Origin of the sequence: Leifsonia shinshuensis (assembly GCF_013410375.1) — a bacterium.
Taxonomy (GTDB): Bacteria; Actinomycetota; Actinomycetes; order Actinomycetales; family Microbacteriaceae; genus Leifsonia; species Leifsonia shinshuensis.
Genome location: NZ_JACCFL010000001.1, coordinates 2,049,572 through 2,075,492 on the forward strand (window position 1 = coordinate 2,049,572; position 25,921 = coordinate 2,075,492).

General features: G+C 69.5%; 25 protein-coding genes. 17 read left to right on the forward strand and 8 right to left on the reverse strand.

Translation table 11 applies throughout. The annotated features are described in order from the left end of the window. The first annotated feature begins 87 nt into the window (after window positions 1–87). The 8 genes from ftsZ (at window position 88) to dnaE (ending at window position 8,956) form a co-directional block, all read left to right on the forward strand. Window positions 88–1,266: a cell division protein FtsZ gene (ftsZ, locus tag HNR13_RS10005; protein WP_179605617.1), complete on the forward strand. Its 1,179-nt coding sequence runs from the start codon at window positions 88–90 to the stop codon at window positions 1,264–1,266. Further along, entirely contained in the window at window positions 1,232–1,936 is a 705-nt protein-coding gene (locus tag HNR13_RS10010; protein WP_179605618.1) for a YggS family pyridoxal phosphate-dependent enzyme, read from the forward strand. The genes ftsZ and HNR13_RS10010 overlap by 35 nt, the downstream gene beginning before the upstream one ends. Window positions 1,937–2,006: 70 nt before the next feature. Continuing rightward, on the forward strand, window positions 2,007–2,528 hold the full coding sequence (locus tag HNR13_RS10015; protein ID WP_179605619.1) for a cell division protein SepF: 522 nt from the start codon (window positions 2,007–2,009) through the stop codon (window positions 2,526–2,528). A gap of 76 nt (window positions 2,529–2,604) precedes the next feature. Next, window positions 2,605–2,901: a YggT family protein gene (locus HNR13_RS10020; protein ID WP_179605620.1), complete on the forward strand. Its 297-nt coding sequence runs from the start codon at window positions 2,605–2,607 to the stop codon at window positions 2,899–2,901. 160 nt (window positions 2,902–3,061) lie between these two features. Beyond that, window positions 3,062–3,853: a DivIVA domain-containing protein gene (locus HNR13_RS10025; RefSeq protein WP_179605621.1), complete on the forward strand. Its 792-nt coding sequence runs from the start codon at window positions 3,062–3,064 to the stop codon at window positions 3,851–3,853. A gap of 31 nt (window positions 3,854–3,884) precedes the next feature. Continuing rightward, entirely contained in the window at window positions 3,885–4,475 is a 591-nt protein-coding gene (gene lspA, locus HNR13_RS10030; protein WP_179605622.1) for a signal peptidase II, read from the forward strand. Beyond that, window positions 4,475–5,395 carry an RluA family pseudouridine synthase gene (locus HNR13_RS10035; RefSeq protein ID WP_179605623.1) on the forward strand — a complete coding sequence of 307 codons (921 nt, stop codon included), beginning with the start codon at window positions 4,475–4,477 and terminating at the stop codon, window positions 5,393–5,395. The genes lspA and HNR13_RS10035 overlap by 1 nt, the downstream gene beginning before the upstream one ends. A 90-nt stretch (window positions 5,396–5,485) precedes the next feature. Next, window positions 5,486–8,956 (forward strand): DNA polymerase III subunit alpha, encoded by a 3,471-nt coding sequence (gene dnaE / locus HNR13_RS10040; protein WP_218881546.1) that lies wholly within the window; start codon window positions 5,486–5,488, stop codon window positions 8,954–8,956. 71 nt (window positions 8,957–9,027) lie between these two features. On the opposite strand, the gene HNR13_RS10045 is transcribed toward dnaE, so the two are convergent. Then, entirely contained in the window at window positions 9,028–9,522 is a 495-nt protein-coding gene (locus HNR13_RS10045; protein ID WP_179605624.1) for a flavin reductase family protein, read from the reverse strand. A 91-nt stretch (window positions 9,523–9,613) separates the two neighbouring features. Between HNR13_RS10045 and hisD the strand changes: the two genes are divergently transcribed. From hisD to HNR13_RS10060, 3 genes are all read left to right on the forward strand, one after another. Beyond that, window positions 9,614–10,918 carry a histidinol dehydrogenase gene (gene hisD / locus HNR13_RS10050; RefSeq protein ID WP_179605625.1) on the forward strand — a complete coding sequence of 435 codons (1,305 nt, stop codon included), beginning with the start codon at window positions 9,614–9,616 and terminating at the stop codon, window positions 10,916–10,918. A gap of 68 nt (window positions 10,919–10,986) precedes the next feature. After that, entirely contained in the window at window positions 10,987–11,460 is a 474-nt protein-coding gene (gene nrdR / locus HNR13_RS10055) for a transcriptional regulator NrdR (protein WP_179605626.1), read from the forward strand. Between the two features lie 190 nt (window positions 11,461–11,650). Further along, window positions 11,651–12,694, forward strand: coding sequence for a quinone-dependent dihydroorotate dehydrogenase (locus tag HNR13_RS10060; RefSeq protein ID WP_179605627.1), 1,044 nt, complete (start codon window positions 11,651–11,653; stop codon window positions 12,692–12,694). On the opposite strand, the gene HNR13_RS10065 is transcribed toward HNR13_RS10060, so the two are convergent. Beyond that, entirely contained in the window at window positions 12,662–13,573 is a 912-nt protein-coding gene (locus HNR13_RS10065) for an RNase H family protein (RefSeq protein WP_179605628.1), read from the reverse strand. The two genes, HNR13_RS10060 and HNR13_RS10065, sit on opposite strands and share 33 nt — an antisense overlap. Window position 13,574: 1 nt before the next feature. Next, window positions 13,575–14,168, reverse strand: a complete 594-nt coding sequence (locus HNR13_RS10070) for a DUF3043 domain-containing protein (RefSeq protein ID WP_179605629.1) — start codon at window positions 14,166–14,168, stop codon at window positions 13,575–13,577. Window positions 14,169–14,209: 41 nt separating this feature from the next. Here HNR13_RS10070 and HNR13_RS10075 point away from each other — a divergent pair, with 41 nt between their 5' ends. The 5 genes from HNR13_RS10075 to HNR13_RS10095 all read left to right on the forward strand — a co-directional run bounded on the left by HNR13_RS10075 (window position 14,210) and on the right by HNR13_RS10095 (window position 19,327). After that, window positions 14,210–15,661, forward strand: coding sequence for a dipeptidase (locus tag HNR13_RS10075; RefSeq protein WP_179605630.1), 1,452 nt, complete (start codon window positions 14,210–14,212; stop codon window positions 15,659–15,661). A gap of 76 nt (window positions 15,662–15,737) precedes the next feature. Then, complete coding sequence (gene erpA / locus HNR13_RS10080) at window positions 15,738–16,094, forward strand: iron-sulfur cluster insertion protein ErpA (protein WP_179605631.1); 357 nt, start codon at window positions 15,738–15,740, stop codon at window positions 16,092–16,094. A gap of 144 nt (window positions 16,095–16,238) precedes the next feature. Further along, complete coding sequence (gene ctaC, locus HNR13_RS10085; protein ID WP_179605632.1) at window positions 16,239–17,126, forward strand: aa3-type cytochrome oxidase subunit II; 888 nt, start codon at window positions 16,239–16,241, stop codon at window positions 17,124–17,126. Window positions 17,127–17,151: 25 nt separating this feature from the next. Next, window positions 17,152–18,900, forward strand: a complete 1,749-nt coding sequence (gene ctaD, locus HNR13_RS10090) for an aa3-type cytochrome oxidase subunit I (protein WP_179605633.1) — start codon at window positions 17,152–17,154, stop codon at window positions 18,898–18,900. 4 nt (window positions 18,901–18,904) lie between these two features. After that, complete coding sequence (locus HNR13_RS10095) at window positions 18,905–19,327, forward strand: cytochrome c oxidase subunit 4 (protein WP_179605634.1); 423 nt, start codon at window positions 18,905–18,907, stop codon at window positions 19,325–19,327. 236 nt (window positions 19,328–19,563) lie between these two features. Here the strand turns inward: HNR13_RS10095 and HNR13_RS10100 are convergent, their stop codons facing one another. From HNR13_RS10100 to ctaE, 5 genes are all read right to left on the reverse strand, one after another. Continuing rightward, window positions 19,564–20,370 (reverse strand): methyltransferase domain-containing protein, encoded by an 807-nt coding sequence (locus tag HNR13_RS10100; protein WP_179605635.1) that lies wholly within the window; start codon window positions 20,368–20,370, stop codon window positions 19,564–19,566. Between the two features lie 97 nt (window positions 20,371–20,467). Continuing rightward, window positions 20,468–22,087, reverse strand: a complete 1,620-nt coding sequence (qcrB, locus tag HNR13_RS10105; RefSeq protein WP_179605636.1) for a cytochrome bc1 complex cytochrome b subunit — start codon at window positions 22,085–22,087, stop codon at window positions 20,468–20,470. Continuing rightward, a complete protein-coding gene (gene qcrA / locus HNR13_RS10110; protein ID WP_179605637.1) occupies window positions 22,084–23,157 on the reverse strand; it encodes a cytochrome bc1 complex Rieske iron-sulfur subunit in 1,074 nt (357 codons plus the stop codon). Before qcrA ends, qcrB begins: the two co-directional genes overlap by 4 nt. A gap of 44 nt (window positions 23,158–23,201) precedes the next feature. Further along, on the reverse strand, window positions 23,202–24,056 hold the full coding sequence (gene qcrC / locus HNR13_RS10115) for a cytochrome bc1 complex diheme cytochrome c subunit (protein WP_179605638.1): 855 nt from the start codon (window positions 24,054–24,056) through the stop codon (window positions 23,202–23,204). 24 nt (window positions 24,057–24,080) lie between these two features. Beyond that, on the reverse strand, window positions 24,081–24,725 hold the full coding sequence (gene ctaE / locus HNR13_RS10120) for an aa3-type cytochrome oxidase subunit III (RefSeq protein WP_179605639.1): 645 nt from the start codon (window positions 24,723–24,725) through the stop codon (window positions 24,081–24,083). 132 nt (window positions 24,726–24,857) lie between these two features. Here ctaE and trpD point away from each other — a divergent pair, with 132 nt between their 5' ends. Further along, complete coding sequence (trpD, locus tag HNR13_RS10125; RefSeq protein WP_179605640.1) at window positions 24,858–25,907, forward strand: anthranilate phosphoribosyltransferase; 1,050 nt, start codon at window positions 24,858–24,860, stop codon at window positions 25,905–25,907. The last annotated feature ends 14 nt before the right edge of the window (window positions 25,908–25,921 follow it).

The window sequence follows — 25,921 nt, forward strand, 5'->3', positions numbered from 1 at the left end:
TGCGCCTCTACCGTCGAATCGAGAATTGCATACTCAGCATATCTTTAAACCTCGACTTGAGGTTGAAGGTTCCCGTGGAGGCCGGAAGTGACAGCAAACCAGAACTACCTCGCCGTGATCAAGGTCGTCGGCATCGGCGGCGGCGGCGTGAACGCCGTCAACCGCATGATCGAGCTCGGCCTGCGCGGCGTCGAGTTCATCGCCATCAACACGGACGCCCAGGCGCTGCTGATGAGCGACGCCGACGTGAAGCTCGACGTCGGCCGTGAGATCACCCGCGGCCTCGGCGCCGGCGCCGACCCCGAGGTCGGCCGCCGTGCGGCGGAGGACCACGCGGAGGAGATCGAGGAGGCGCTCGCGGGCGCCGACATGGTCTTCGTCACCGCGGGCGAGGGCGGCGGGACCGGCACCGGCGGCGCCCCGGTCGTCGCGCGCATCGCGAAGTCCATCGGCGCGCTGACCATCGGTGTCGTCACCAAGCCGTTCTCCTTCGAGGGCAAGCGCCGCCAGCAGCAGGCCGAGTCCGGCGTGCAGCGGCTCAAGGAAGAGGTCGACACCCTCATCGTCGTCCCCAACGACCGGCTGCTGGAGATCAGCGACCGCGGCATCAGCATGCTGGAGGCGTTCTCCACCGCCGACCAGGTGCTCCTCGCCGGTGTGCAGGGCATCACCGACCTCATCACCACCCCCGGCCTGATCAACCTCGACTTCGCCGACGTGAAGTCCGTCATGCAGGGCGCGGGCTCCGCGCTCATGGGCATCGGCTCCTCGCGAGGCGCCGACCGCGCCATCAAGGCCGCGGAACTGGCGGTCGCCTCCCCGCTGCTGGAGGCCTCCATCGACGGCGCCCACGGCGTGCTGCTCTCCATCCAGGGCGGCTCCAACCTCGGCATCTTCGAGATCAACGACGCCGCCCGCCTGGTGCAGGAGGCCGTCCACCCCGAGGCCAACATCATCTTCGGAGCGGTCATCGACGACACCCTCGGCGACGAGGTGCGCGTCACGGTCATCGCCGCCGGCTTCGACGGCGGCGAGCCGAAGTCGGTGCAGGCGTCGGCGGCAGACTCGCGCCGCTCCACGTTCGTCGAGGCGGGCTCCGAGGAGCCGGCGATCGCCTCGTCCGCGACGGTGGAGCACACCGAGACCGCGGCGCCGGCCACCGAGTGGCACGCCACCGGCGAGGCGCCCGTGACCGAGACCGCTCAGAAGGACCCGGCGTTCGACGACGAGAATGACGACCTCGACATCCCCGACTTCCTCAAGTAGCCCGCTCGCCGAGCGGCTCGCCGCGGTCCGGGAGGGCGTCGCCGACGCCGCCCGGGCCGCCGGCCGCTCGCCGGAGGAGCTGACGACGATCGTGGTGACCAAGTTCCACCCGGCGTCGCTCGTCCGCGACCTCGCGGCGCTCGGCGTGCGCGATGTGGGGGAGAACCGCCACCAGGAGGCGCAGGAGAAGGCGGCCGAGCTCGCCGACCTCGACCTGCGCTGGCACTTCGTCGGCCAGCTGCAGGGCAAGAAGGCGCGCCAGGTGCGGCGCTACGCGAGCGTCATCCACTCGGTCGACCGGCCCTCGCTGGTGGACGCGCTGAGGATGGACGACGTCCCGGACCTCGACGTGTTCGTGCAGCTGAACCTGACCGACGACCCGGGGCGCGGCGGCGTCGCCGACGGGGACTTGGAGCCACTGGTCGAGCATGTGCTCGCCGCCGGCGGACTGCGCCTCCTCGGGGTCATGGCGGTCGCCCCGCTGGACGAGGAGCCGGCCAGGGCGTTCGAGCGCGTGCGGCTCGCGAGCGAGCGCGTGCGCAGGCTCGCGCCCGACGCGGCCGCGATCTCGGCGGGCATGTCGCAGGACTACCGCGAGGCCGTCGCCGCCGGTGCGACACACCTTCGGATCGGCACCGCCATTACCGGGAATCGGCCGAGCCTTCGTTAATCTCGAAAGGGAAGAAGGTTCATTCAGTGCGTGCGAGGCGTCGGCGCACCGGTCTACACGGAGGAAGCGCATGGCCAACCCGCTGAAGAAGACGATGGTCTACCTCGGCCTCGCCGACGAGGAGCTGGAGTTCGACGAACCCCAGGAGCAGCACCAGCCGGTGCAGCACCAGCCGCGCCGCGAGGCTCCCGCACCGTCGCCGGTCCAGCCCGTCCCGCACCCTGCACCGGTCGCTCCCGTGGCCGGCCGCGCACCGGTGACCCCGCTGCGCAAATCGTCCACCGCACGGAATGTTTCGGTACAGGAAATGAACGAGATCCTCACAGTCCACCCCCGTCAGTACCGCGACGCGCAGGCGATCGCCGAGTCCTTCCGCGAGGGCATCCCGGTGATCATCAACCTGTCGCAGATGAGCGAGGGCGACGCCCGCCGCCTCATCGACTTCGCCAGCGGCCTCTCGCAGGGCCTCTACGGCAAGATCGAGCGGGTGACCCCGAAGGTGTTCCTGCTCTCGCCGTCGCACGTCGTGGTCTCCGGCGAGCACGGCGGCCAGGACGCCGACGTCCACGCCTCCTTCTTCGCGCAGGCCTGACCCAGTTTCCTCCGAAAGCGCACCGCCCGGCCGGGCGGTGCGCTTTCGCGCATGCCGGGTCGTTCATACTGGTGAGGTGCTTGTCGTCTCGATCATCGCGAACGTGCTCTACTACGTCCTCCTGATCTACTTCTTCGTGCTCTGGGCCCGCTTCGTGCTCGACCTGGTGCGCACCTTCGCGCGGCAGTGGCGCCCGCGCGGCTTCGGGCTCGTCCTCGCGGAGTCCACCTACGTCGTCACCGACCCGCCGATCCGCTTCTTCCGCCGCATCATCCCGCCGCTCTCCATGGGGCCGGTCGCGATCGACTTTGGCTGGAGTCTCACCATGCTCGTGGTCATCATCGGGCTGTACGTGACCCTGAGTTTCACCTGACGACCGCCGAGCGTCGTGCGGGAACCGGCTGCGGTCCCGTTGTAATGTGGTCGAGGCCGACGCACCAGGAGTGCGGCGGAGTGCGCGCCCGCCGTGCACTTTGCTAGCGTTGGCTGAACGCACTCAATGTTCGTCTTTTCAAGATCTAAGGTGGCTTGCCATGGCGCTGACTCCGGAAGATGTAGTCAACAAGCGGTTCCAACCGACGAAGTTCCGTGAGGGCTACGACCAGGACGAGGTCGACGACTTCCTCGACGAGGTCGTCGTCGAGCTCCGACGACTGACCCAGGAGAGCGACGAGCTCAAGCAGCGCCTCGTGGCCGCTGACTCGCGCATCGCGGAGCTGCAGCGCAGCGGCGGGTCCGCCCCGGCCGCCGCCGCTCCGGCCGCCGCCGCCGACAACGCGGAGCTCAAGCGCCTCCAGCAGGAGAACGAGGACCTCAAGCAGCGCCTCGCCGCCGCGCAGCAGGAGGCCGCGCAGGCCAAGCAGCAGGCCGCAGCGGCCCCCGCCGCCGCAGGCGCCGCAGCAGGCTTCGCCGCCGGTGCGACCGACGCGAACGACCCCAACGCGACCAACAACCTCCTCCAGCTGGCGCGCCGCCTGCACGAGGAGCACGTCCGCGAGGGCGTCGAGAAGCGCGACGCGCTCATCGCGGAGGGGCACGCCACCGCCGCCCGCATCGTCGCCGAGGCGGAGTCCAAGCAGCGCGCCCAGATCAGCGCCCTCGACCAGGAGCGCGCCGGCCTCGAGCGCCGCATCGACGAGCTCCGCGGCTTCGAGCGCGACTACCGCCAGGGCCTGAAGGGCTACATCGAGGGCCAGCTCCGCGACCTCGACAGCCAGTCCACCTCGTTCGGCGGCAACGCTCCGACTCCGGTCCCCGCCGGCTCCGCCGAGGGCAACCAGGACCAGGGCGCCCAGCCGCCGGTCTTCCCGGGCTTTGGAGGCTAGCCCCTCGAGGGCCAAGGTCAGCATCAGGGCCTTGGCGATCCTGGCCGTGGTCGCGCTCTGCGTGTACCTCGTGGACCAGATCGCCAAGGTCCTGGTCGTCTCGAACCTCTACGAGGGCCAGCAGGTCGAGGTCCTCGGACAGCTCCTCCAGTTCCACTTCGTCAAGAACCCGGGCGCGGCCTTCTCCATCGGCAGCGGGTCGACCTGGATCTTCTCGATCGTCGGCGTCGGCGTGCTCGGCTTCGTCATCTGGTACGCCCCGCGCATCCGCTCGATGGCGTGGGCCGTGCTCTTCGGCCTCCTCCTCGGCGGACTGCTCGGCAACCTGACCGACCGGCTCTTCCGCGAGCCGGGCTTCGGCGTCGGGCACGTCGTGGACTTCCTGCAGATCCCGCTGCTGCCCGCCATCTTCAACCTCGCGGACGTCGCCATCGTCTCGAGCATGGTGCTGTTCCTCATCATCACGCTGCGCGGCATCGGTCTCGACGGGCGGCAGCCCGCAGCCGAGACCGAGGAGGCAGCCGAGACCGAGGACGACGCCGAGACCGAGGACGAGGTCGCGATCGCGGACGACGCCGCCCCGGTCGACGAGGCGCACGAGCACAAGAACCCGCAGTCCTGATGGAGTCCCGCAGCCTCCCCATCCCGGACGGGCTCGACGGCACCCGCGTCGACGCGGGCCTCGCGAAGCTCCTAGGCTTCTCGCGGAGCTTCGCCGCCGAGATCGCCGAGGCCGGCGGCGTCGCGATCGACGGCCGTGAGGCGGACAAGTCCGACCGGCTGACCGCCGGCTCCTGGCTCGAGGTCTCCTGGCAGCCGCGCGAGGAGGCCCGCATCGTGCCCATCGCGGTGCCCGAGCTGACCATCGTGCACGACGACGACGACATCGTCGTGATCGACAAGCCGGTCGGCGTCGCCGCGCATCCGTCGGTCGGCTGGGAGGGCCCCACCGTCCTCGGCGCGCTGGCCGCGGCGGGGTTCCGCATCTCGACCTCCGGCGCCGCCGAGCGCGCGGGCATCGTCCACCGTCTCGACGCCGGGACCAGCGGCCTGATGGTCGTGGCGAAGTCCGAGCACGCCTACACGGTGCTCAAGCGCGCCTTCCACGACCGGACGGTGGAGAAGATCTACCACGCGGTCGTGCAGGGCCATCCCGACCCGCTCACCGGGACCATCGACGCGCCGATCGGCCGGCACCCCCGCAGCGATTGGAAGTTCGCGGTCGTCGCCGGCGGCAAGCCGTCCGTGACCCACTACGAGACCATCGAGGCGTTCCCGGCGGCCAGCCTGCTGGAGATCCACCTGGAGACCGGGCGCACCCACCAGATCCGCGTGCACATGGCGGCCCAGCGGCACCCCTGCGTCGGCGACGCGATGTACGGCGCGGACCCCGCACTGTCGGCCCGGCTGGGCCTCACGCGGCAGTGGCTGCACGCCGTGCAGCTCGCCTTCGAGCACCCGGCGACGGGGGAGTGGGTGACCTTCACCACGACCTACCCGGAGGATCTGCAACACGCTCTCGACGTGCTCCGGGCGTCGTAGGTCCGACGTAGTCTTAAGCCCTCACCTCGACCCGGAGCAATAGTGCCGACCGACTCCTTCGTCCACCTCCACGTCCACAGCGAGTACTCGATGCTCGACGGGGCCGCACGCGTCAAGCCGCTCATCGAGGCGGCCGTCGAGCAGGGCATGCCCGCGGTGGCCATCACCGACCACGGCAACATGTTCGGCGCCTTCGACTTCTGGCGCACGGCGACGGACGCCGGCATCAAGCCGATCATCGGCACCGAGGCCTACCTGACCCCGCGCACCCACCGCACCGACAAGACCCGCGTGCGCTGGGGCGACGGCGGCGGCGACGACGTGTCGGGCTCCGGCGCCTACACGCACATGACCATGCTCGCGGCGACCACCGAGGGCATGCACAACCTGTTCCGGCTGTCGTCGTACGCCTCGATGGAGGGCTACTACTTCAAGCCGCGCATGGACCGCGAGCTGCTCCAGCGCTACTCGAAGGGCATCATCGCGACCACCGGCTGCCCGTCCGGGGAGGTGCAGACCCGGCTGCGGCTCGGCCAGTACGAGGAGGCCAAGAAGGCGGCCGCCGAGTTCCGCGACATCTTCGGCGCCGAGAACTTCTTCGCCGAGATCATGGACCACGGCCTCGGCATCGAGCGCCGCATCATGAGCGACCTGATCCGGCTCGCCAAGGAGCTCGGCCTCCCGCTCGTGGCGACCAACGACCTGCACTACACGCACGCGGCCGACGCCAAGAGCCACGCGGCGCTGCTCTGCGTGCAGTCCGGCTCGACGCTGGACGACCCCAACCGGTTCAAGTTCGACGCCGACGAGTTCTACCTCAAGACCCCTGAGGAGATGCGGCAGCTCTTCCGCGACCACCCGGACGCCTGCGACAACACCCTCGCGATCGCCGAGCGCGTCGACGTGAAGTTCGACACCGCGGCCAACTACATGCCGCGCTTCCCGGTGCCGGAGGGCGAGACCGAGCAGAGCTGGTTCGTCAAGGAGGTCGAGAAGGGCCTCCACGAGCGCTACCCGGGCGGCATCACCGAGGAGGTCCGCAAGCAGGCCGACTACGAGATCGGCGTCATCTCGCAGATGGGCTTCCCCGGCTACTTCCTCGTCGTCGCCGACTTCATCAACTGGTCGAAGCGCAACGGCATCCGGGTCGGCCCCGGCCGCGGCTCCGGCGCCGGCTCGATGGCCGCCTACGCCATGCGGATCACCGACCTCGACCCGCTGCGGCACGGCCTGATCTTCGAGCGCTTCCTCAACCCCGACCGCGTCTCCATGCCCGACTTCGACGTCGACTTCGACGACCGCCGCCGCGGCGAGGTCATCAAGTATGTGACCGAGAAGTACGGCTCGGAGCGCGTCGCGCAGATCGTCACCTACGGCACCATCAAGGCCAAGCAGGCGCTCAAGGACTCCGGCCGCGTGCTCGGCTTCCCGTTCTCGATGGGGGAGAAGCTCACCAAGGCGATGCCGCCGCCCGTGATGGGCAAGGACATCCCGCTGACGGGCATCTTCGACAAGGAGCACCCGCGCTACAAGGAGGCCGTCGACATCCGCGCGGTCGTCGAGAGCGACCCGGAGGCCAAGACGGTCTTCGACACCGCGCTCGGCCTCGAGAACCTGAAGCGTCAGTGGGGTGTGCACGCGGCGGGCGTCATCATGTCGTCCGACCCGCTGATCGACGTCATCCCGATCATGAAGCGCGAGCAGGACGGCCAGATCGTCACGCAGTTCGACTATCCGGCCTGCGAGTCGCTCGGCTTGATCAAGATGGACTTCCTGGGCCTGCGCAACCTGACGATCATCAACGACGCGCTCGACAACATCCGCGACAACCGCGGCGAGAACCTGGTCCTGGAGGACCTGGAGCTCGACGACCGCGGTGCGTACGAGCTGCTCTCCCGCGGTGACACTCTCGGCGTCTTCCAGCTCGACGGTGGCCCGATGCGCTCACTGCTGCGCCTGATGAAGCCGGACAACTTCGAGGACATCTCGGCACTCATCGCGCTGTATCGGCCGGGCCCGATGGGCGCGAACTCGCACACCAACTACGCGCTGCGCAAGAACAACCTGCAGGACATCACGCCGATCCACCCGGAGCTGGCGGAGCCGCTGGAGGACATCCTCTCGACCAGCTACGGCCTGATCATCTATCAGGAGCAGGTCATGGCCATCGCGCAGAAGGTCGCCGGGTTCTCGCTCGGCCAAGCAGACATCCTGCGCCGCGCGATGGGCAAGAAGAAGAAGTCCGAGCTGGACAAGCAGTTCGAGGGCTTCTCGCAGGGCATGGTGGACCGCGGCTACTCGATGGAGGCGGTCGGCAAGCTGTGGGAAATCCTGCTGCCGTTCTCCGACTACGCCTTCAACAAAGCGCACTCCGCCGCGTACGGTGTCATCTCCTACTGGACGGCCTACCTCAAGGCGCACTACCCGGCCGAGTACATGGCCGCGCTGCTGACCAGCGTCGGCGACTCCAAGGACAAGATGGCGCTCTACCTCAACGAGTGCCGCCGGATGGGCATCAAGGTCCTGCCGCCGGACGTCAACGAGTCCAACCTCTACTTCGCCGCGGTCGGCGAGGACATCCGCTTCGGCATGGGCGCGGTGCGGAACGTCGGCGCGAACGTGGTCGAGGGCGTGCGGGAGGCCCGCGAGACCAAGGGCCGGTTCGAGTCGTTCCACGACTTCCTCGGCAAGGTCCCGATCCACGCGGCGAACAAGCGCACGGTCGAGTCGCTGATCAAGGCGGGTGCGTTCGACTCGCTCGGCCACACCCGGCGCGCGCTCGTGGAGGTGCACGAGGACGCGGTGGAGTCCGCGGTCAAGATCAAGCGCAGCGAGGCCAACGGCGACGTCGGCTTCGACTTCGACAGCCTCTGGGGCGACGACGAGCCGAACCAGTCGCAGCACCACATCCCGGACCGCCCGGAGTGGGTCAAGCGCGACAAGCTCGCCTTCGAGCGCGAGATGCTGGGGCTCTACGTGTCCGACCATCCGCTGGCCGGGCTGGAGCTGCCGCTGGCCAAGCTGGCGAGCACGTCGATCGCCGAGCTCCTGGCCTCCGACAGCGTGCAGGACGGGGACACGGTCGTCATCGCGGGGCTCGTCACGAGCGTGCAGCACCGCGTGGCTAAGGCCTCCGGCAATCAGTACGGCATGATCCAGGTCGAGGACTTCGGCGGCGAGATGACCGTCATGTTCATGGGCAAGGCGTACCAGGAGTTCTCGCCGATGATGCAGGGCGACTCGATCGTCGTCGTCCGCGGGCGGGTCAGCATGCGCGACGACGGGATGAACCTGCACGCGTTCAGCCTGATGATCCCGGACCTCGGCCAGGCCGACGACGTGGGCACCCTCATGATCACAATGGCGGACCAGCGCGCGACGACCGACACGGTCGCCTCGCTCGCGGAGGTGCTCTCCCGGCACCCCGGTGACAGCGAGGTGCGCCTCCGCCTGGTCAAGGGCCAGGTCGCGCGCGTGTTCGAGGTCCCGAAGCCGGTGAAGGTGTCGCCGGACCTCTACGGCGAGCTCAAAGGCCTCCTCGGCCCCAACTGCCTCGTGTAGGCGCGCACATTCGTGCCGAATGTCGAATTTGGCGCTGCCAAACGCGACATTCGGCACGAATGTGAGGGGGGTCAGTCCAGTTCGCTGGGGCGGTGGTAGCGGCGCTCGTGGTAGAGCAGCGGCTCGTCGGGGGCGCCGAGCTCGCCCTCCTCGATCTGCACGACGACCACGGCGCTGTTGTGCACGGGGAAACGGTCGACGATGCGGCCGACCATCCACGCGGTGACGTCGTTGATGACCGGGAGGCCGTGCGGCCCGCGGCGCCAGTGGTCGCCGAGGAAGCGGCGGGTGTTGTCCGCCGAGAGGATCTCCGCGACGCCCTTGTTCCGCACGCCGAGCATGTGGATGATCACCCGGTCGGTCTCCGCGATCGCCGGCCAGCTCGACGCCGACAGCGCCATGTTGAAGGTCGCCAGCGGCGGGACGGCGGAGAGCGACGCGAGCGAGGTCGCGGTGAACCCGACCGGCGTGCCGTCGGCGGTCTGCGCCGTGATGATCGCCACACCGGCGGCGTGCCGGCGGAACGCCTGCCGGAAGGCGGAGAGGTCGGGGGTCGCGTCAGTCATACGGAGTTATCAAGCGCCGTTCGGGGTGAGGAATTCCGCGAAAGGGTTCGGGATTCGGCGGAGCGGGTGGTGCGGATAGGCTTGACCGGTCATGATGCAGACCATCGATCTCCGCGGAGTCCAGCCTACCCGGGCCGCTTTCGAGCGCCTCGTCCCTCGTCCCGTGGTGGACATCCAAGTCGCCGTGCGCGTCGCGACCGAGCTCATCGACGACGTGCGGGCCAGGGGAGCGGCCGCGCTCGCCGAGCAGGCCGAGACGTTCGACGGCGGCGCCCCCGCCTCGGTGCGGGTCCCGGCGTCCGAGATCGCCGCCGCGGTCACGGCGCTGCCGGCCGATGTGCGCGCCGCCCTGGAGGAGGCGATCGTCCGCGTCCGCGAGGCGACCGCCGCGCAGGTGCCTCCGCCCGCCGAGACCCGGATCGGACCGGGCGCCACCATCGTGCAGCGCTGGCAGCCGGTGGAGCGCGCCGGGCTGTACGTCCCGGGCGGCAAGGCCGTCTACCCGTCGAGCGTCGTGATGAACGCGGTGCCCGCGCAGGTCGCGGGCGTCGCCTCCGTGGCTCTGGCGAGCCCCCCGCAGCGCGCGTTCGGCGGCGCTGTGCACCCGGTCATCCTCGGCGCCGCCGGACTGCTCGGCATCGACGAGGTCTACGCGATGGGCGGCGCCGGCGCGATCGGCGCGCTCGCCTGGGGCGTGGAGGACATCGGCCTCGATCCGGTCCAGGTCATCACCGGCCCGGGCAACATCTACGTCGCCGCCGCCAAGCGCGTCGTGCGCGGCCAGGCCGGCATCGACTCGGAGGCCGGCACCACCGAGATCCTGGTGATCGCCGACGAGACCGCGGACGCGCGCTTCGTCGCCGCCGACCTGGTCAGCCAGGCCGAGCACGACGAGGCCGCCGCCTCCCTGCTGGTCACCGACAGCCCGGCCTTCGCCGATCGCGTCGCCGCCGAGCTGGAGAGGCTCGTCGGCGCGACCAAGCACGCCGAGCGGGTCCGCACGGCGCTCGGGGGCCAGCAGTCCGCGATCGTGCTCGTGGATGACCTCGCCGCGGCGGCCGCGTTCAGCAACGCCTACGGCCCGGAGCACCTCGAACTGCAGACCGCCGACCCGGACGCCCTGCTCGCGCTCATCCAGAACGCCGGCGCCATCTTCGTCGGCCCGAGCGCCCCGGTCAGCCTCGGCGACTACCTCGCCGGCTCGAACCACGTGCTCCCGACCGGCGGCCAGGCCCGGTTCTCGCCCGGCCTCGGCGCGTACTCGTTCCTGCGCCCGCAGCAGGTGATCCGCTACGACCGGGACGCCCTGCGGACGGTGGCCGACCGCATCGTCGCGCTGTCGTCGGCGGAGGACCTGCCCGCGCACGGCGAGGCGGTCACCATCCGGTTTCAGTGAGCGGCGCGGGTCGCCCGGGCTCCCTCGTTCCGGGCGTCCTCCCGTGAATCCCCGCTAGAATTCCCCTCATGTACTGCCCCTTCTGCCGCCACCCCGACTCCCGCGTCATCGACTCCCGCACGAGCGACGACGGGCTCTCGATCCGGCGCCGCAGGCAGTGCCCGGAGTGCGGCCGGCGCTTCTCCACCACGGAGACCGCGAGCCTCAGCGTGATCAAGCGCAGCGGGGTGGTCGAGCCGTTCAGCCGCGAGAAGATCGTGCTCGGCGTCCGCAAGGCCTGCCAGGGCCGCCCGGTGACCGACTCCGACCTCGCGGTGCTGGCGCAGAAGGTGGAGGAGACCATCCGCTCCACCGGCGCCTCCCAGATCGAGGCCAACGACATCGGCCTCGCGATCCTCCCCGAGCTCCGCGAGCTCGACGAGGTCGCCTACCTGCGCTTCGCGAGCGTCTACCAGGCGTTCGACTCGCTGGAGGACTTCGAGGCGGCGATCCAGCAGCTCCGCGTCGAGCACTACGGCGAGCCGGCGGACGTCCAGGCCTGACGCTGTTTCTACAACCTCGGTCGCAGGCCCGGTCCTCGGTCGCAGGCTCGGTCCTCGGTCGCAGGCTCCCTCGGCGCTGGGGTCGCGCCGTCGCTCCGCGCCGCCCTTGAGCTCCACCGCGCGGCGCTGGGGTCGCGGCGTCGCTCCGCGCCGCCCTGAGCTCCACCGCGCGCGCTATTCTCGTAGCGGCATGTATCGCACACTCTTCTCCCTCGTCCTGTCGAAACTCGACCCGGAGCGCGCGCACCATCTCGCCTTCCTGGTGATCCGGGCCCTTCCCGCCCTCGGGCTCGGCGGCCTCGTCCGCCGGTTCACCGCCCCGGACCCGTCGCTGGCGGTCGAGGCGCTCGGCCTGCGGTTCGCGTCGCCGTTCGGCGTCGCCGCCGGCTTCGACAAGGACGGCGAAGCGGTCCTCGGCCTCGGCGACCTGGGATTCGGGCACGTCGAGGTGGGCACGATCACCGCCCTCCCGCAGCCCGGCAACGACCGGCCGCGGCTGTTCCGGCTCATCCCGGACCGCGCCGTCATCAACCGGATGGGCTTCAACAACCACGGCGCGGGGGACGCCGCCAACCGCCTGCTCCGCGTACGCAGGGCGGCGCACCGTCCGGTGCTGGGCGTGAACATTGGCAAGAGCCGGGTGGTCGCCGTCGAGGACGCCACCCAGGACTACCTGACCAGCGCCCGCGCGCTCGCGCCGGTCGCCGACTACCTGGTCGTCAACGTCAGCTCGCCGAACACGCCGGGCCTGCGCGGCCTTCAGGAGCTGGAGCTGCTCGCGCCGCTGCTGTCCGCCGTGAAGGCGGTCGCCGGCGCGACCCCGCTGCTGGTCAAGATCGCGCCCGACCTCACCGACGAGCAGGTCGAGAAGATCGCGGGCCTGGCCGTCGAGCTGGGCCTCGCCGGGATCATCGCGACGAACACCACGATCTCCCGCGACGGCCTGGTGACGGACCCCGCCGTGGTCGACGCCGCCGGCGCCGGCGGGCTCTCGGGCGCACCGCTCGCCGCCCGTTCGCTGGAGGTGCTGCGCCTCATCCGCGCGCACGTGCCCGCCGAGCTCTGCGTGATCTCGGTCGGCGGCGTGGAGACCGCGGAGGACGTGCAGCAGCGCCTCGACGCGGGCGCCACGCTGGTGCAGGGCTACACCGCATTCCTCTACCGCGGCCCGCTCTGGGCCCGGCAGATCAACCGCGGGCTGCTACGCCTCCGGCGTGCCCTGGTGGAAGCGTAGGCGCCAGCGGCCGCCGACGCGCAGCCACAGCGAGCTGCGCAGGCTGGCGCCGCGGTCGTCCACCGTGCGCGCCGTGAGCAGGATGGCGTCCGCGCCGATCCGCTCGGTGCCGAGCACCGCGAGCTCGGCCGCGGGGGCGTCCTCCTCGGCCAGCGCCTCCAGGATCGCGTCGCGGCCCCACAGCCGGCCGGAGCGGCCGATCTCCTCGAAGTCGGGGTGCAGCAGCGCGGCCACCCGGGCGGAGTCCGCGCGGACGGCGGGCTCGACGAGCTCGCGCTCCAGTCGCTTCACGACGTCCTCGTCGGACTCCGACGCCGTGAGCAGGTCGTCGAAGAGGTCGAGCTCGACCGTCTCGGCCGCCGGGGCCGAGGGCGCGGCGGGCTCGGCCACGGCGGGCGCCGGCTCGTGCACCGCAGCCCCCGGCCAGCCGGGGCCGATCGGGATCGGGTCGCCGTCGCGGTACGCGGTGGCGGCGGCGCGGGCGCGCTGATCGGCCGCCTCGTTCAGATCGTGGCCGGCGTGCCCCTTGACCCACTCGAAGGTGTAGGAGCGGCCGTGCAGCGCCCGGTCGAGGCGCTCCAGCAGCTCCCGGTTGAGCACAGGGGAGCCGTCCGACTTGCGCCAGCCCTTGCGCTTCCAGCCCGGCATCCACTTGGTCACCGAGTTGATCACGTACTGGCTGTCGCACAGGATGCGCAGGTCGTCGTCCACGTGGGCGGTCGACTCCAGGAGGTCGATGACCGCCATGAGCTCGCCCATGTTGTTGGTGCCGTGCGGCCAGCCGCCCGCCGACCAGCGATCGTCGTCGACGTACCAGGACCAGCCCGCAGGGCCGGGATTACCGAGGGCGGAGCCGTCCGCCGCTGCGACGATCGTCACGTCAGGCGGGGTACTGGCCGCGCTTGACCTGCGGCTTCGGCAGGCGCATGACGCGCAGCTGCAGCGCGCGCATGGCGGCGTACCACTTGAGCCCGCGCTCCACCTTGGTCTTGCCGAACTTGTCGCCGACCTTCCTGGTCACGACGAGGCCGAGGACGATGCAGTCGATCACGGCGATGAGGAAGAACGCCCACAGGGCCACCAGGCCCCAGACCTGCATGAAGGCCCACGGCAGGAAGCTGAGCACGATCACGAGCAGCATGACCGGGATCAGGAACTCGCCGATGCTGAACCGGGCGTCGACGTAGTCGCGCACGTACCGGCGCTGCGGGCCGCGGTCGCGCGCGGTCAGGTAGCGCTCGTCGCCCGCCGCCATGCCGACGCGGGCCTTCTCGCGCGCCTCGGCCTGGTGCGCGCGCGCCGCCTTGGCCGCCTCCTTGCGGTCGGTGGGCACCAGCGGTCGCTTGCGCGCCGCCTCCTGCTCGCGGCGGGTGGGCGTCGGGGCGCCCTTGCCCTGCAGCCGTGCAGCGGTCTGTTCGGGGGTCTCGGCGGCGGGCGTCTGCGCCTCGGCCGCCGGGTTCTGTCGTTTCGCCAAAGCTCGAGCCTTCGTTCCGGGGTCCGTTTAAGATTACCCGCATGACAGACACCCAGCAGACTCCTTCCGGCCGATCCGCAGCCGGGGACAGCCCGGAGGTGGAGGAGCGCATCCGCGCCTCCGTCGAGACCGGCATCCCGTCGGCGATCGCCGAGCTCTCGCGCCTCGTTCGCATCCCCTCGGTCTCGTGGACCGCCTACGACCCGGCGAACGTCCGCGCGAGCGCGGAGGCGGTGGCGGAGCTGCTGCGCGGCACCGGCGCGTTCGAGAGCGTCGAGATCAAGCAGGCGCCGATCTCCGGCCCGTCGACCGGCGCGGGGGAGACTCTGGGGCAGCCGGCGGTGCTCGCCACGCGCGCGGCGAAGAACGGCCGGCCGACCGTCCTGCTCTACGCCCACCACGACGTGCAGCCGCAGGGCGACGCCGAGAATTGGGACACCCCGCCGTTCGAGCCGACGGTGCGCGGCGACCGGCTCTACGGCCGCGGCGCCGCGGACGACAAGGCCGGCGTGATGGCCCACGTCGCGAGCGTCCGGGCGCTCGTGGAGGCCCTCGGCCCCGACTTCGACCTCGGCCTCGCCGTCTTCATCGAGGGCGAGGAGGAGTTCGGCTCGCGCTCGTTCGCGAACTTCCTGGAGCAGAACAAGACGGCGCTCGCCGCCGACGTGATCGTGGTCGCCGACTCCGACAACGTCGACATCGACACGCCCGCCCTCACCGTGTCGCTGCGCGGCAACGTGACCTTCAAGCTCACGGTGTCGACGCTCGAGCACGCCTCGCACTCCGGCATGTACGGCGGGGCGGCGCCCGACGCGATGCTCGCTCTGGTCGCCCTGCTGGCGACGCTGCACGACGAGAACGGGTCCGTCGCGGTCGAGGGGATGCGGTCGCACGACGACGCCGCGGAGCCGCCGGCGCTGAGCGAGGAGCAGTTCCGCGAGGAGGCCGCCCTGCTCCCCGGTGTGACCCCGATCGGGACCGGTCCGATCCTGTCCCGGATGTGGTCGCAGCCGACCGTCACGATCACCGGCATCGATGCCCCGAGCGTCGTCGACGCCTCCAACACCCTCCTCCCGAGCGTCGCCGTGCGGCTGAGCGCCCGGGTGGCGCCCGGTCAGCCGGCGTCCGAGGCGTACGCGGCCCTGGAGCGGCACCTGCGCGCGCACGCCCCCTTCGGCGCGCACATCGAGATCAGCGACGTCGACACCGGGGACGCGTTCCTGGTCGACACGGCGGGCTGGGCGGCGACCGAGGCCAAGCGCGCGATGACCGACGCCTGGGGCAGGGAAGCGGTGGAGACCGGCGTCGGTGGGTCCATCCCGTTCATCGCCGATCTCGTGCGCGAGTTCCCGGAGGCGCAGATCCTGGTCACCGGCGTCGAGGACCCGGACACGCGCGCCCACAGCCCGAACGAGTCGCTCCATCTCGGGGTGTTCAAGCGGGCGATTCTCGCCGAGGCGCTGCTGCTCGCCCGGCTGGATGCGCGGAACTGAGCGATCTCGCGGGAATGGGACGTACAATCGACCCAGCTTTCGTAATCCGAATCCTGAACCACGTGTGAGGAGTCCCATGACCGACACAGCGCTGACCGCGACCAAGGCCCACGGCGTCGGCCTGACCGACAATGCGGCGGGCAAGGTCAAGAGCCTGCTCGAGCAGGAGGGCCGCGACGACCTGCGTCTGCGCGTCGCCGTCCAGCCCGGCGGCTGCTCGGGGCTGATCTACCAGCTGTACTTCGACGAGCGCATGCTCGACGGGGACGCGACCGTCGACTTCGACGGGGTGGAGGTCATCGTCGACAAGATGAGCGTCCCCTACCTGGACGGCGCCACCATCGACTTCGAGGACACCATCCAGAAGCAGGGATTCACGATCGACAACCCCAACGCGACGGGCTCCTGCGCCTGCGGAGACTCGTTCCACTGAGCGTTCTATAACACAGAAATCAACTCTGGGCCGCCCCTTGTGGGCGGCCCTTTGTGTTCGAATCAGGGTGTCCGGCGGAGTAGGGTAGAGAACGCCACATACAGTTGCATGTGAACTGTCCCCGAGTCTCTCGAAAGGTCACCGGTGCGTCACAATCGCCGTTTCCGATGGGTTGCAATCCCGATCGCAGCGACACTCGCTATCGTCCTCGCGGGCTGCACGCAGGCCCAGCTCCACGGCTTCCTGCCGGGCTTCGTCGAGGGCGAGCAGCCCGTCACCAACCACACCGACCGCATCAGCGGCCTCTGGGTGACCAGCTGGATCGTTCTGCTCATCGTCGGCATCGTCGTCTGGGGGCTCATCCTCTGGGCGGTCGTCGTGTACCGCCGCCGCAAGGGACAGACCGGCCTGCCGGTGCAGCTGCGCTACAACATGCCGATCGAGATCTTCTACACGATCGTGCCGCTCATCCTGGTCCTCGGCTTCTTCGCCTTCACGGCGCGCGACCAGAACGCCATCGAGCAGCCGTACGCGCACCCCGACCTCAAGATCCAGGTGTACGCCAAGCAGTGGGCGTGGGACTTCAACTACGTCACCGACAACGTGTACGACCCGGGCATCCAGGCCCAGCCGAGCGACACGAACGCCACCCCCGGTTCGGTCCAGGAGAGCGAGATCCCCACGCTCTACCTGCCGGAGAACAAGAAGATCACCGTCCAGCTCGACTCGCGCGACGTGATCCACTCCTTCTGGGTGCCGGCCTTCCTGTACAAGAAGGACGTCATCCCGGGCAAGACCAACTACATGTACTTCTCGACCACCGGCCGCACGGGCACCTTCGTCGGCAAGTGCGCCGAGCTCTGCGGCGAGTACCACTCGGCGATGCTCTTCAATGTGAAGATCGTGTCGCAGAGCGAGTACGACGCCCACATCCAGTCGCTCCGCGACAAGGGCTTCGAGGGCCAGCTCGGGTCGGAGTACGACCGCAACAACAACCTGCCCGGCACGGGCGCCCCCACGGGCAACAAGTGATTCCGGCAACGAGTAGGACACACGCATGACGACGACAGCACCGGCGCCCGGGGCGACCACCGCGCCCGCTCCGAAGCCCACCCTCCTCACCGCGAACGGGGTGGAGCGCAAGGGCAACATCCTCGTGAACTACATCACGTCGACGGACCACAAGACGATCGGGTACATGTACCTGATCTCGTCCTTCATCTACTTCCTCATCGGCGGCGTGATGGCGCTCATCATCCGCGCCCAGCTCTTCGAGCCGGGGCTCGCGGTGGTGCAGACCAAGGAGCAGTACAACCAGCTCTTCACGATGCACGGCACGATCATGCTGCTGATGTTCGCGACGCCGCTCTTCGCGGGCTTCGCCAACGTGCTCATGCCGCTGCAGATCGGCGCGCCCGACGTGGCGTTCCCGCGTCTGAACGCTCTGGCCTACTGGTTCTACTCGTTCGGATCGCTGATCGCGGTCGCCGGGTTCCTCACCCCGCAGGGCGCGGCCTCGTTCGGCTGGTTCGCGTACGCGCCGCTGTCGAGCACGACCTTCTCACCAGGGATCGGCGGCAACCTCTGGGTGCTGGGCCTCGGCCTGTCCGGCTTCGGCACCATCCTCGGCGCGGTCAACTTCATCACGACCATCATCACGATGCGCGCCCCGGGCATGACCATGTTCCGCATGCCGATCTTCACCTGGAACACCCTGGTGACGTCGATCCTCGTGCTGATGGCCTTCCCGGTGCTGGCCGCCGCGCTCTTCGCCCTCGCCGCCGACCGCGTGTTCGACGCGCACATCTACGACGCCGCGAACGGCGGGGCGCTGCTCTGGCAGCACTTGTTCTGGTTCTTCGGCCACCCCGAGGTGTACATCATCGCGCTGCCGTTCTTCGGCATCGTGTCGGAGATCTTCCCGGTGTTCAGCCGCAAGCCGATCTTCGGGTACAAGACCCTCATCTACGCGACGATCGCGATCGCGGCCCTGTCCGTCACCGTGTGGGCGCACCACATGTACGTGACCGGCTCGGTCCTGCTGCCGTGGTTCTCGCTGATGACGATGCTCATCGCGGTCCCGACGGGCGTGAAGATCTTCAACTGGATCGGCACGATGTGGCGCGGCTCGCTGACCTTCGAGTCCCCGATGCTGTGGTCGATCGGCTTCCTGATCACCTTCACCTTCGGTGGTCTCACCGGCGTCATCCTGGCGTCCCCGCCGCTCGACTTCCACGTGTCCGACACCTACTTCGTCGTCGCGCACTTCCACTACGTGGTGTTCGGCACCGTCGTCTTCGCGATGTTCGCCGGCTTCTACTTCTGGTGGCCGAAGTGGACGGGCAAGATGCTCAACGACCGTCTCGGCAAGTGGCACTTCTGGCTGCTGTTCATCGGCTTCCACACGACGTTCCTCATCCAGCACTGGCTGGGCGTCGTCGGCATGCCCCGCCGGTACGCGACGTACCTGCCGTCGGACGGCTTCACCTGGATGAACCAGGTCTCCTCGATCGGCGCCGGCATCCTGGCCGTCTCGATGATCCCGTTCTTCGTGAACGTCTACCTGACGGCGCGTAACGCCCCCAAGGTGACGGTCAACGACCCGTGGGGCTACGGCCGCTCGCTCGAGTGGGCGACCTCCTGCCCGCCGCCGCGGCACAACTTCACCTCGATCCCGCGCATCCGCTCCGAGTCGCCGGCGTTCGACCTCAACCACCCCGAGGCCGGCATCCCGATCGGTATCGGCGGCGGCAAGGACGCCCCGGACGCTCCCGTGCTCGATCTCTCGAACGACAAGGTCAAGTGAACCCATGAGAGCCAATTCCATCCTCTTCTGGATCCTCTCGGTCTTCTTCATCCTCTCGGCGATCGTCTACACGCTGTGGAGCCTGCTCGACCCGATGCACATGAAGGTCGAGTGGGTCGGCACCGTGGCGCTGACGCTGAGCGCCATCCTGGCCGCCTTCATCGCGTTCTACGTCGGCCGCTCGCACTCCGCCCAGGGCGGTGAGCTGCCGGAGGACCGCCTCGACGCGAACATCGACGACGGCGACCCCGAGCTCGGCCACTTCTCCCCGTGGAGCTGGTGGCCCGTCGCCCTCGCGACCGGCGCCGCGCTGGTCATCCTGGGCCTCGCGGTCGGCTTCTGGATCTGCTTCATCGGCGCGGCGTTCAGCCTCGTCTGCATCGTCGGCTGGGTCTACGAGTACTACCGCGGCTACTTCGCCCGCTGAGCGCTCACGCACAGTCTGAGGGCCGTCTCCCGCTGGGAGGCGGCCCTCGCTGCATCCCGCACGCGTCCCGCGGCGGACGCGCGGCCCACAGGGGTCGCAACACGCCGCTATGTCGCCACGATAGCGGCGAGTTGCGACCCCTCTCGCCAACGAGATGGCAGGACATGCCGCGCAGGCGGCCGTCGTGACGGCGTGTTCTGCCAGGCGGATGCACGCACGAGGGTCGCGGGGTCGTCTCAGCGCGGCGTGAAGGTGAGGACGTCGACGGAGACCGTCGTCTCAGTCGCCTCGGCGGGGGACGCCGCGGCGTGGCGGGCCGACGGTCCCATGCCCGCCAGAGCGAGCCGAAGTGTGTCATCGAGCGCGAGGTCGTAGGCGACGTGTTCGCGCGCCAGCGGGGCGTACAGCGCGTCTGCGGAGGCGATGACGTCCTCCGCTTTGTCGGTGGGGATGTCGAGCATGGTGCCGGCCTCCCGGAGCGACGCCAGGTGCTCGGCGCGCGGGACCACCACGGCGAGCGTGCCGCCCGGGCGGAGGACGCGGTGGAACTCGGGCAGGTTGCGGGGCGCGAACACGTCCAGCACCGCGTCCGCCCGGTGCGAGCGCACGGGGAGCGGTCGCCAGGTGTCTGCCACCAGACCGTCGACATCCGGCGACGAGCGCACGGCGCGGGCCACCGCGGTGGGGGAGAGGTCCATGGCGAGGCCGGCTGCTCCCGAGGAGGCGGCCAGGACGGCGCGCAGGTAGTAGCCGGTGCCGGCGCCCGCGTCGAGGACGTGCGCGGCCGGCGCGACGGCGGCCGCCAGGGCTGTGGCGATCGGCGCGTAGGCCCCGCCCTCCAGCACCATGTCGCGCGCGTCCAGCATCTCGGCCGTGTCGCCGGCGAACTTGCTCCCGCCGCCGAGGAGGGACACGTAGCCGCGCTTGTTGACGTCGTGACGGTGCCCGTTCGCGCAGCCCAGCGTGAGGCGGTCGACCGGCTCCAGGTCGAGCTCGCAGACGGGGCAGCGCAGCCAGGACGCCAGGCGGGTCAGGTCGGTCACAGGGGCCTCCAGGACGATCGGGAGCGAGCGGACGCGGATACGCGAAAGCGCCGGTGCAGAAGCTGCACCGGCGCTCTCACGGGAGATCAGCGAGGGATCAGTGGTGGCCGTGGTCCGACTCGAGCTCGCCGCGGGTCGGCGGGACCAGGCGGTCCTCGAAGAACCAGCGGGACAGGCTCGCGCGCATCCGGGTGCCGGCGGTGATCTTGCCGCGCTTGTTCGGGCGGATCATCAGCGGCTCGTAGGCCTCGTAGCTCACCAGGCGCCAGCGCTCGTAGTCGCTCAGCTGCTCGTGCACCTCGATGAACTCGCCGCCGGGGAGCTTCACGATGCGGCCGGTCTCGTAACCGTGCAGCGCGATCGAGCGGTCCTTCTTCTGCAGCGCCAGGCAGATGCGCTTGGTGAGGAAGTACGCGACCACCGGGCCGACGAACAGCAGCGCCTGGAGGGTGTGGATGACGCCCTCCATCGTGAGCTTGAAGTGCGTCGCGATGATGTCCGACGACGCCGCAGCCCAGAACACCGCGTAGAAGGTCACGCCGGCGGCGCCGATGGCCGTGCGGGTGGCCGCGTTGCGCGGACGGTCCAGGATGTGGTGCTCGCGCTTGTCGCCGGTGATCCACGCCTCGATGAAGGGGTAGATCATCACGGTCACGATGAAGAGACCGAGGATGGCGACCGGGACGATGATGTTGAACGACCAGGTGCGGTTGAGCCAGACGAACTCCCAGCCCGGCGGGACGAGGCGCAGCGCGCCGTCCGCGAAGCCGATGTACCAGTCCGGCTGGGTGCCGGCGGACACGGGGGAGGGGTCGTACGGGCCGTAGTTCCAGATCGGGTTGATGGTGAAGAGCGACGCCATGAGCGCGACGACACCGAACACGATGAAGAAGAAGCCGCCGGCCTTCGCCGCGTACACCGGGAGGACCGGGTAGCCGACGACGTTGCCCTGCGTGCGGCCGGGGGCCGCGTACTGGGTGTGCTTGTGCACGACCACGAACACGAGGTGCAGCGCGATGAACGCGACCACCAGCGCGGGCAGCAGCAGGATGTGCAGCGTGTAGAGGCGTCCGACGATCGCCGTGCCCGGGAACTCGCCGCCGAAGAGCAGGAACGAGATCCAGGTGCCGACCACCGGCAGGCCCTTGATGAGGCCGTCGATGATCCGGAGGCCGTTGCCCGAGAGCAGGTCGTCCGGGAGGGAGTAGCCCGTGAAGCCCTCGGCCATCGCCAGGATGAACAGCGTGAAGCCGATCACCCAGTTGAGCTCGCGCGGCTTGCGGAAGGCGCCCGTGAAGAAGATGCGGAGCATGTGCAGGCCGATCGCGGCCACGAACAGCAGCGCCGACCAGTGGTGGATCTGGCGCACCAGCAGGCCGCCGCGCACCTCGAACGAGATGTTGAGGGTGGACTCCATCGCCGCGGACATGTGGATGCCCTTGAGCGGGACGTACGAGCCGTTGTAGACGACCTCCGCCATCGACGCCTGGAAGAAGAACGTCAGGAACGTCCCGGTCAGCAGGATGACGATGAAGCTGTAGAGGGCGACCTCACCGAGCAGGAACGACCAGTGGTCGGGGAAGATCTTGCGACCGAACTCCTTGACCGCGCCCGAGATGCTGGTGCGGTCCTCGATGTAGTTGGCGGCGGCAGCGGTGAAGCCGCCGCTCTTGGCCGTGGTGGGTGCCGCGGGGGCCGCGGCGGTCGAGGTGCTCAATGACGCTCCCAGAAACTCGGGCCGACGGGCTCGTGGAAGTCGCTGCGGGCGACCAGGTAACCGTCGGCGTCAACGGTGATCGGCAGCTGCGGCAGTGGCCGCTTCGCCGGTCCGAAGATGACCTGCGCCTCGTGCGTGATGTCGAACTGCGACTGGTGGCACGGGCACAGCAGGTGGTGGGTCTGCTGCTCGTAGAGGGCGACGGGGCACCCGACGTGCGTGCAGATCTTGGAGTAGGCGACGATGCCGTCGTAGTTCCAGTTCTCGCGGCCCTTGGACACGTGCAGGTCCTCGGGCTTGAGGCGCATGAGCAGGACGGCCGCCTTGGCCTTCTGCTCCAGCATGTCGGGGGCGTCGTTGAGGCCCTCGGGGATGACGTGGAAGGCGCTGCCGAGCGTGACGTCGGACGCCTTGATCGGGGTGCCGGAGGGGTCGCGGGTGAGGCGGACGCCCTTGGCCCACATGGTCTGGGACAGCAGCTCGGCCGGGTCCACGCCCTGGGGTGCGAGACCGCGGAACAGGATGACGCCGGGCAGCGGGAAGGCGATCAGCGCGCCGATGAGGCTGTTGCGGATCAGGACGCGGCGGTTGAAGCCCGACTCCTCGTCGGCCTGGCGGAAGATCTCCGCGGCGCGCGCGGTGGTCTGCTCCGAGCCGCGCACCGAGTGACGGAGGTCGACGCCCTCCTTCTCGTGCATGAGGGCCTTGCCCCAGTGCACGGCGCCGATGCCGATCGCGAGGAGGGCCAGGGCGATGCCGAGGCCGATGAACAGGTTGTTCAGGCGGACCGAGCCCGGGTCGCTGTCGTTGATCGGGAAAGCCATGTAGGCGGCGACCGCCCAGACGGAGCCCGCGATCGACAGGTAGAAGAGCGTGTAGACCGTGCGCTCGGCGCGGCGCTCCTTCCGGGGGTCGAGGTCGGTCACCCGGGGCCGGTGCGGCGGGAAGCCGGGGTTCTCCACGGCGTCGCGGATGATCACCGCCGTCCCGGGGTCGCCGGTCCGGTGCACGTCGACGGCCGACGAACTGGCTGGCGTCAGCTCGTGACCGCCGTTCTCGTCCTGTGCCATTGTTCTCCTTCTTACGCTGTGCTTCTACAAGTACGACAGAACGGTCAGTTGGACTTCGCCGTGATCCACACGGTCAGCGCGACGATGGCGCCCAGACCGAAGATCCAGAGGAAGAGTCCCTCGGCCACCGGGCCGAGCGAGCCGAGCTCGAAGCCGCCGGGGGACGGGTTGTTCTGGATGTACTTGAGGTAGGTGATGATGTCGGCCTTGCCCTGGGGCGAGATGTTCAGGTCGTTGAACACCGGCATGTTCTGCGGGCCGGTGATCATGGCCTCGTAGATGTGCTTGGCGCTCACACCGGTGAGCGGCGGGGCGTACTTGCCCTCCGTGAGGGCTCCACCGGCGCCGGCGACGTTGTGGCACATCGCGCAGTTGATCCGGAAGAGCTCGGCGCCGTTGGCGGCGTTGCCCTTGCCGTCGAGGTACTTCTGCTCGGGGATCGACGGGCCGGGAGCGAGGGAGGCGACGTAGTCGGCCAGGGCCGCGACCTCTTCGTTCGAGAACTGGACCGGCTTCTCCTGGGCCTGCGGGCCCTGCATCTGCATGGGCATGCGGCCGGTGCCGACCTGGAAGTCGACCGCGGCGGCGCCGACGCCGATGAGCGACGGGGCGTTGACCGTGCCCTGCGCGTCCATGCCGTGGCAGGTGGCGCAGTTGGCCTGGAAGAGCTTCTCGCCCTGGGCGACCGACGACGAGGTCGCGGTCTGCGCCTGCGGGGTGTCGGCCGAGGCCGTCGTGGTCGTGAAGGCGGCGTACGCTCCGCCGGTCAGGCCGAGGCCGATGGCGAGGAGGGCGACAGTGGCGAGCGGGTGGCGGCGGCCGGTCTTGCGCGCGGCCTTCGTGTTACGCGAAGGCGCTGCAGCGCTGGACTTCCGGGTGCCGGGAACGCGGGGACGCATGAGGTGGGGTCAGCTCCTGTTGATCTATCGGATGATGTAGATGACCGCGAACAGTCCGATCCACACGACGTCGACGAAGTGCCAGTAGTACGACACGACGATGGCGCTCGTGGCCTCTTTGTGGCCGAAGGTCTTGACCGCGAAGGCGCGGCCGATGACGAGCAGGAAGGCGATGAGGCCGCCGGTGACGTGGAGGGCGTGGAAGCCGGTCGTCAGATAGAAGGCGGAGCCGTAGGCGTTGGCGTCGAGCGAGATGCCCTCGGAGACGAGCGTGGCGTACTCGAGCACCTGGCCGGAGACGAAGATGGCGCCCATGATGTAGGAGAGGGCGAACCACTCCACCATTCCCCACTTCCAGAACTGGAAGGGGCGTCCCGTGCGGCGCGGCTGGAGACGCTCGGCGGCGAAGACGCCGAACTGGCAGGTGAAGGAGCTCAGCACCAGGATCGTGGTGTTCACTGCCGCGTACGGGATGTTCAAGTGCTGCGTCTCGGCGGCCCACAGATCGGGGGACGTCGACTTGAGAGTGAAGTAGATCGCGAACAGACCCGCGAAGAACATCACCTCGGAGCCGAGCCAGACGATCGTGCCGACGGCCACGACATTGGGCCGGTTGATCGCCGGCGCACTCGTTGCAGGAGAAATGGAGGTGCTCGTCACAATTCCCATTATGGCTGAAAAGAAGCCGTGGTTTTCTCACCTGAAAGGCACGAATCCGCCTCGATTCGGAGAAGAGCCAGCCAACACCTGGTACAAACGGGCGGCTCCCCGTGGCGTGTCGCCTCCCCATAGGATCGCTGTATGACGGAAATGCAGTCCTGGTCGTCCGTGCTCACCGCCCTCCTGGCCCGCGAGGACCTCAGTGTGGCGGACGCGGCGTGGGCCATGGACCAGGTCATGACGGGCGAGGCCACCGAGGCCCAGCTCGCCGCGTTCCTCATCGCGCTGCGGGCCAAAGGCGAGACGGTCGACGAGATCGTGGGCTTCCGCGACGCCATCCTCGACCACGCCGTCCCGCTGCCGGTCGACCCGATGGCGCTGGACATCGTCGGCACGGGAGGCGACAGGTTCGGCACTGTGAACGTGTCGACCACCGCCTCCATCGTCGCGGCCGCCACCGGCGTCCCGGTGATCAAGCACGGCAACCGGGCGGCCAGCTCCTCGTCGGGCTCCTCCGACGTGCTCGCGGCGCTCGGGATCGACCTGACCCTGCCTCCGGAGCGCGTGGCCGAGGTGCTGAAGAGCACCGGGATCACCTTCGCCTTCGCGAGCGCCTTCCACCCCGGCTTCGCCAACGCCGGCCCGGTGCGCTCCCAGCTCGGCGTGCCGACCGTGTTCAACTTCCTCGGGCCGCTGTGCAACCCGGCGCGTCCCGAGGCGTCGGCGGTGGGCGTCGCGACGCTCGACCGCATCCCGCTGATCGTCGGCGTGTTCCAGACCCGCGGCGCGACCGCGCTGGTCTTCCGCGGCGACGACGGCCTCGACGAGCTGTCGACCACCGGTCACAGCCACGTCTGGGAGGTCTCCAGGGGCCTCGTCACCGAGCACGACATCGATCCGCGCGATCTGGGCATCCCGCGCGCCAGGATCGAGGACCTGCTCGGGAAGGACGCCGCGTACAACGCGGCTGTCGTGCGTGCCGTGCTCGCGGGCCAGGAGGGCCCCGTGCGCGACATCGTCCTGCTCAACGCGGCGGCCGGGCTCGTGTCCTACGAGCTCGCGTCCGACCCGTCGAGGGTCCAGGTGTCCATCCTGGATCGGTTCCGTTCGCACATGGCGGTCGCCGCCCAGGCGATCGACTCCGGGGCTGCGGCCGCGAAGCTCGAGGAATGGGTCGAGGCGACGCACTGACAGCAAGTGGAAGG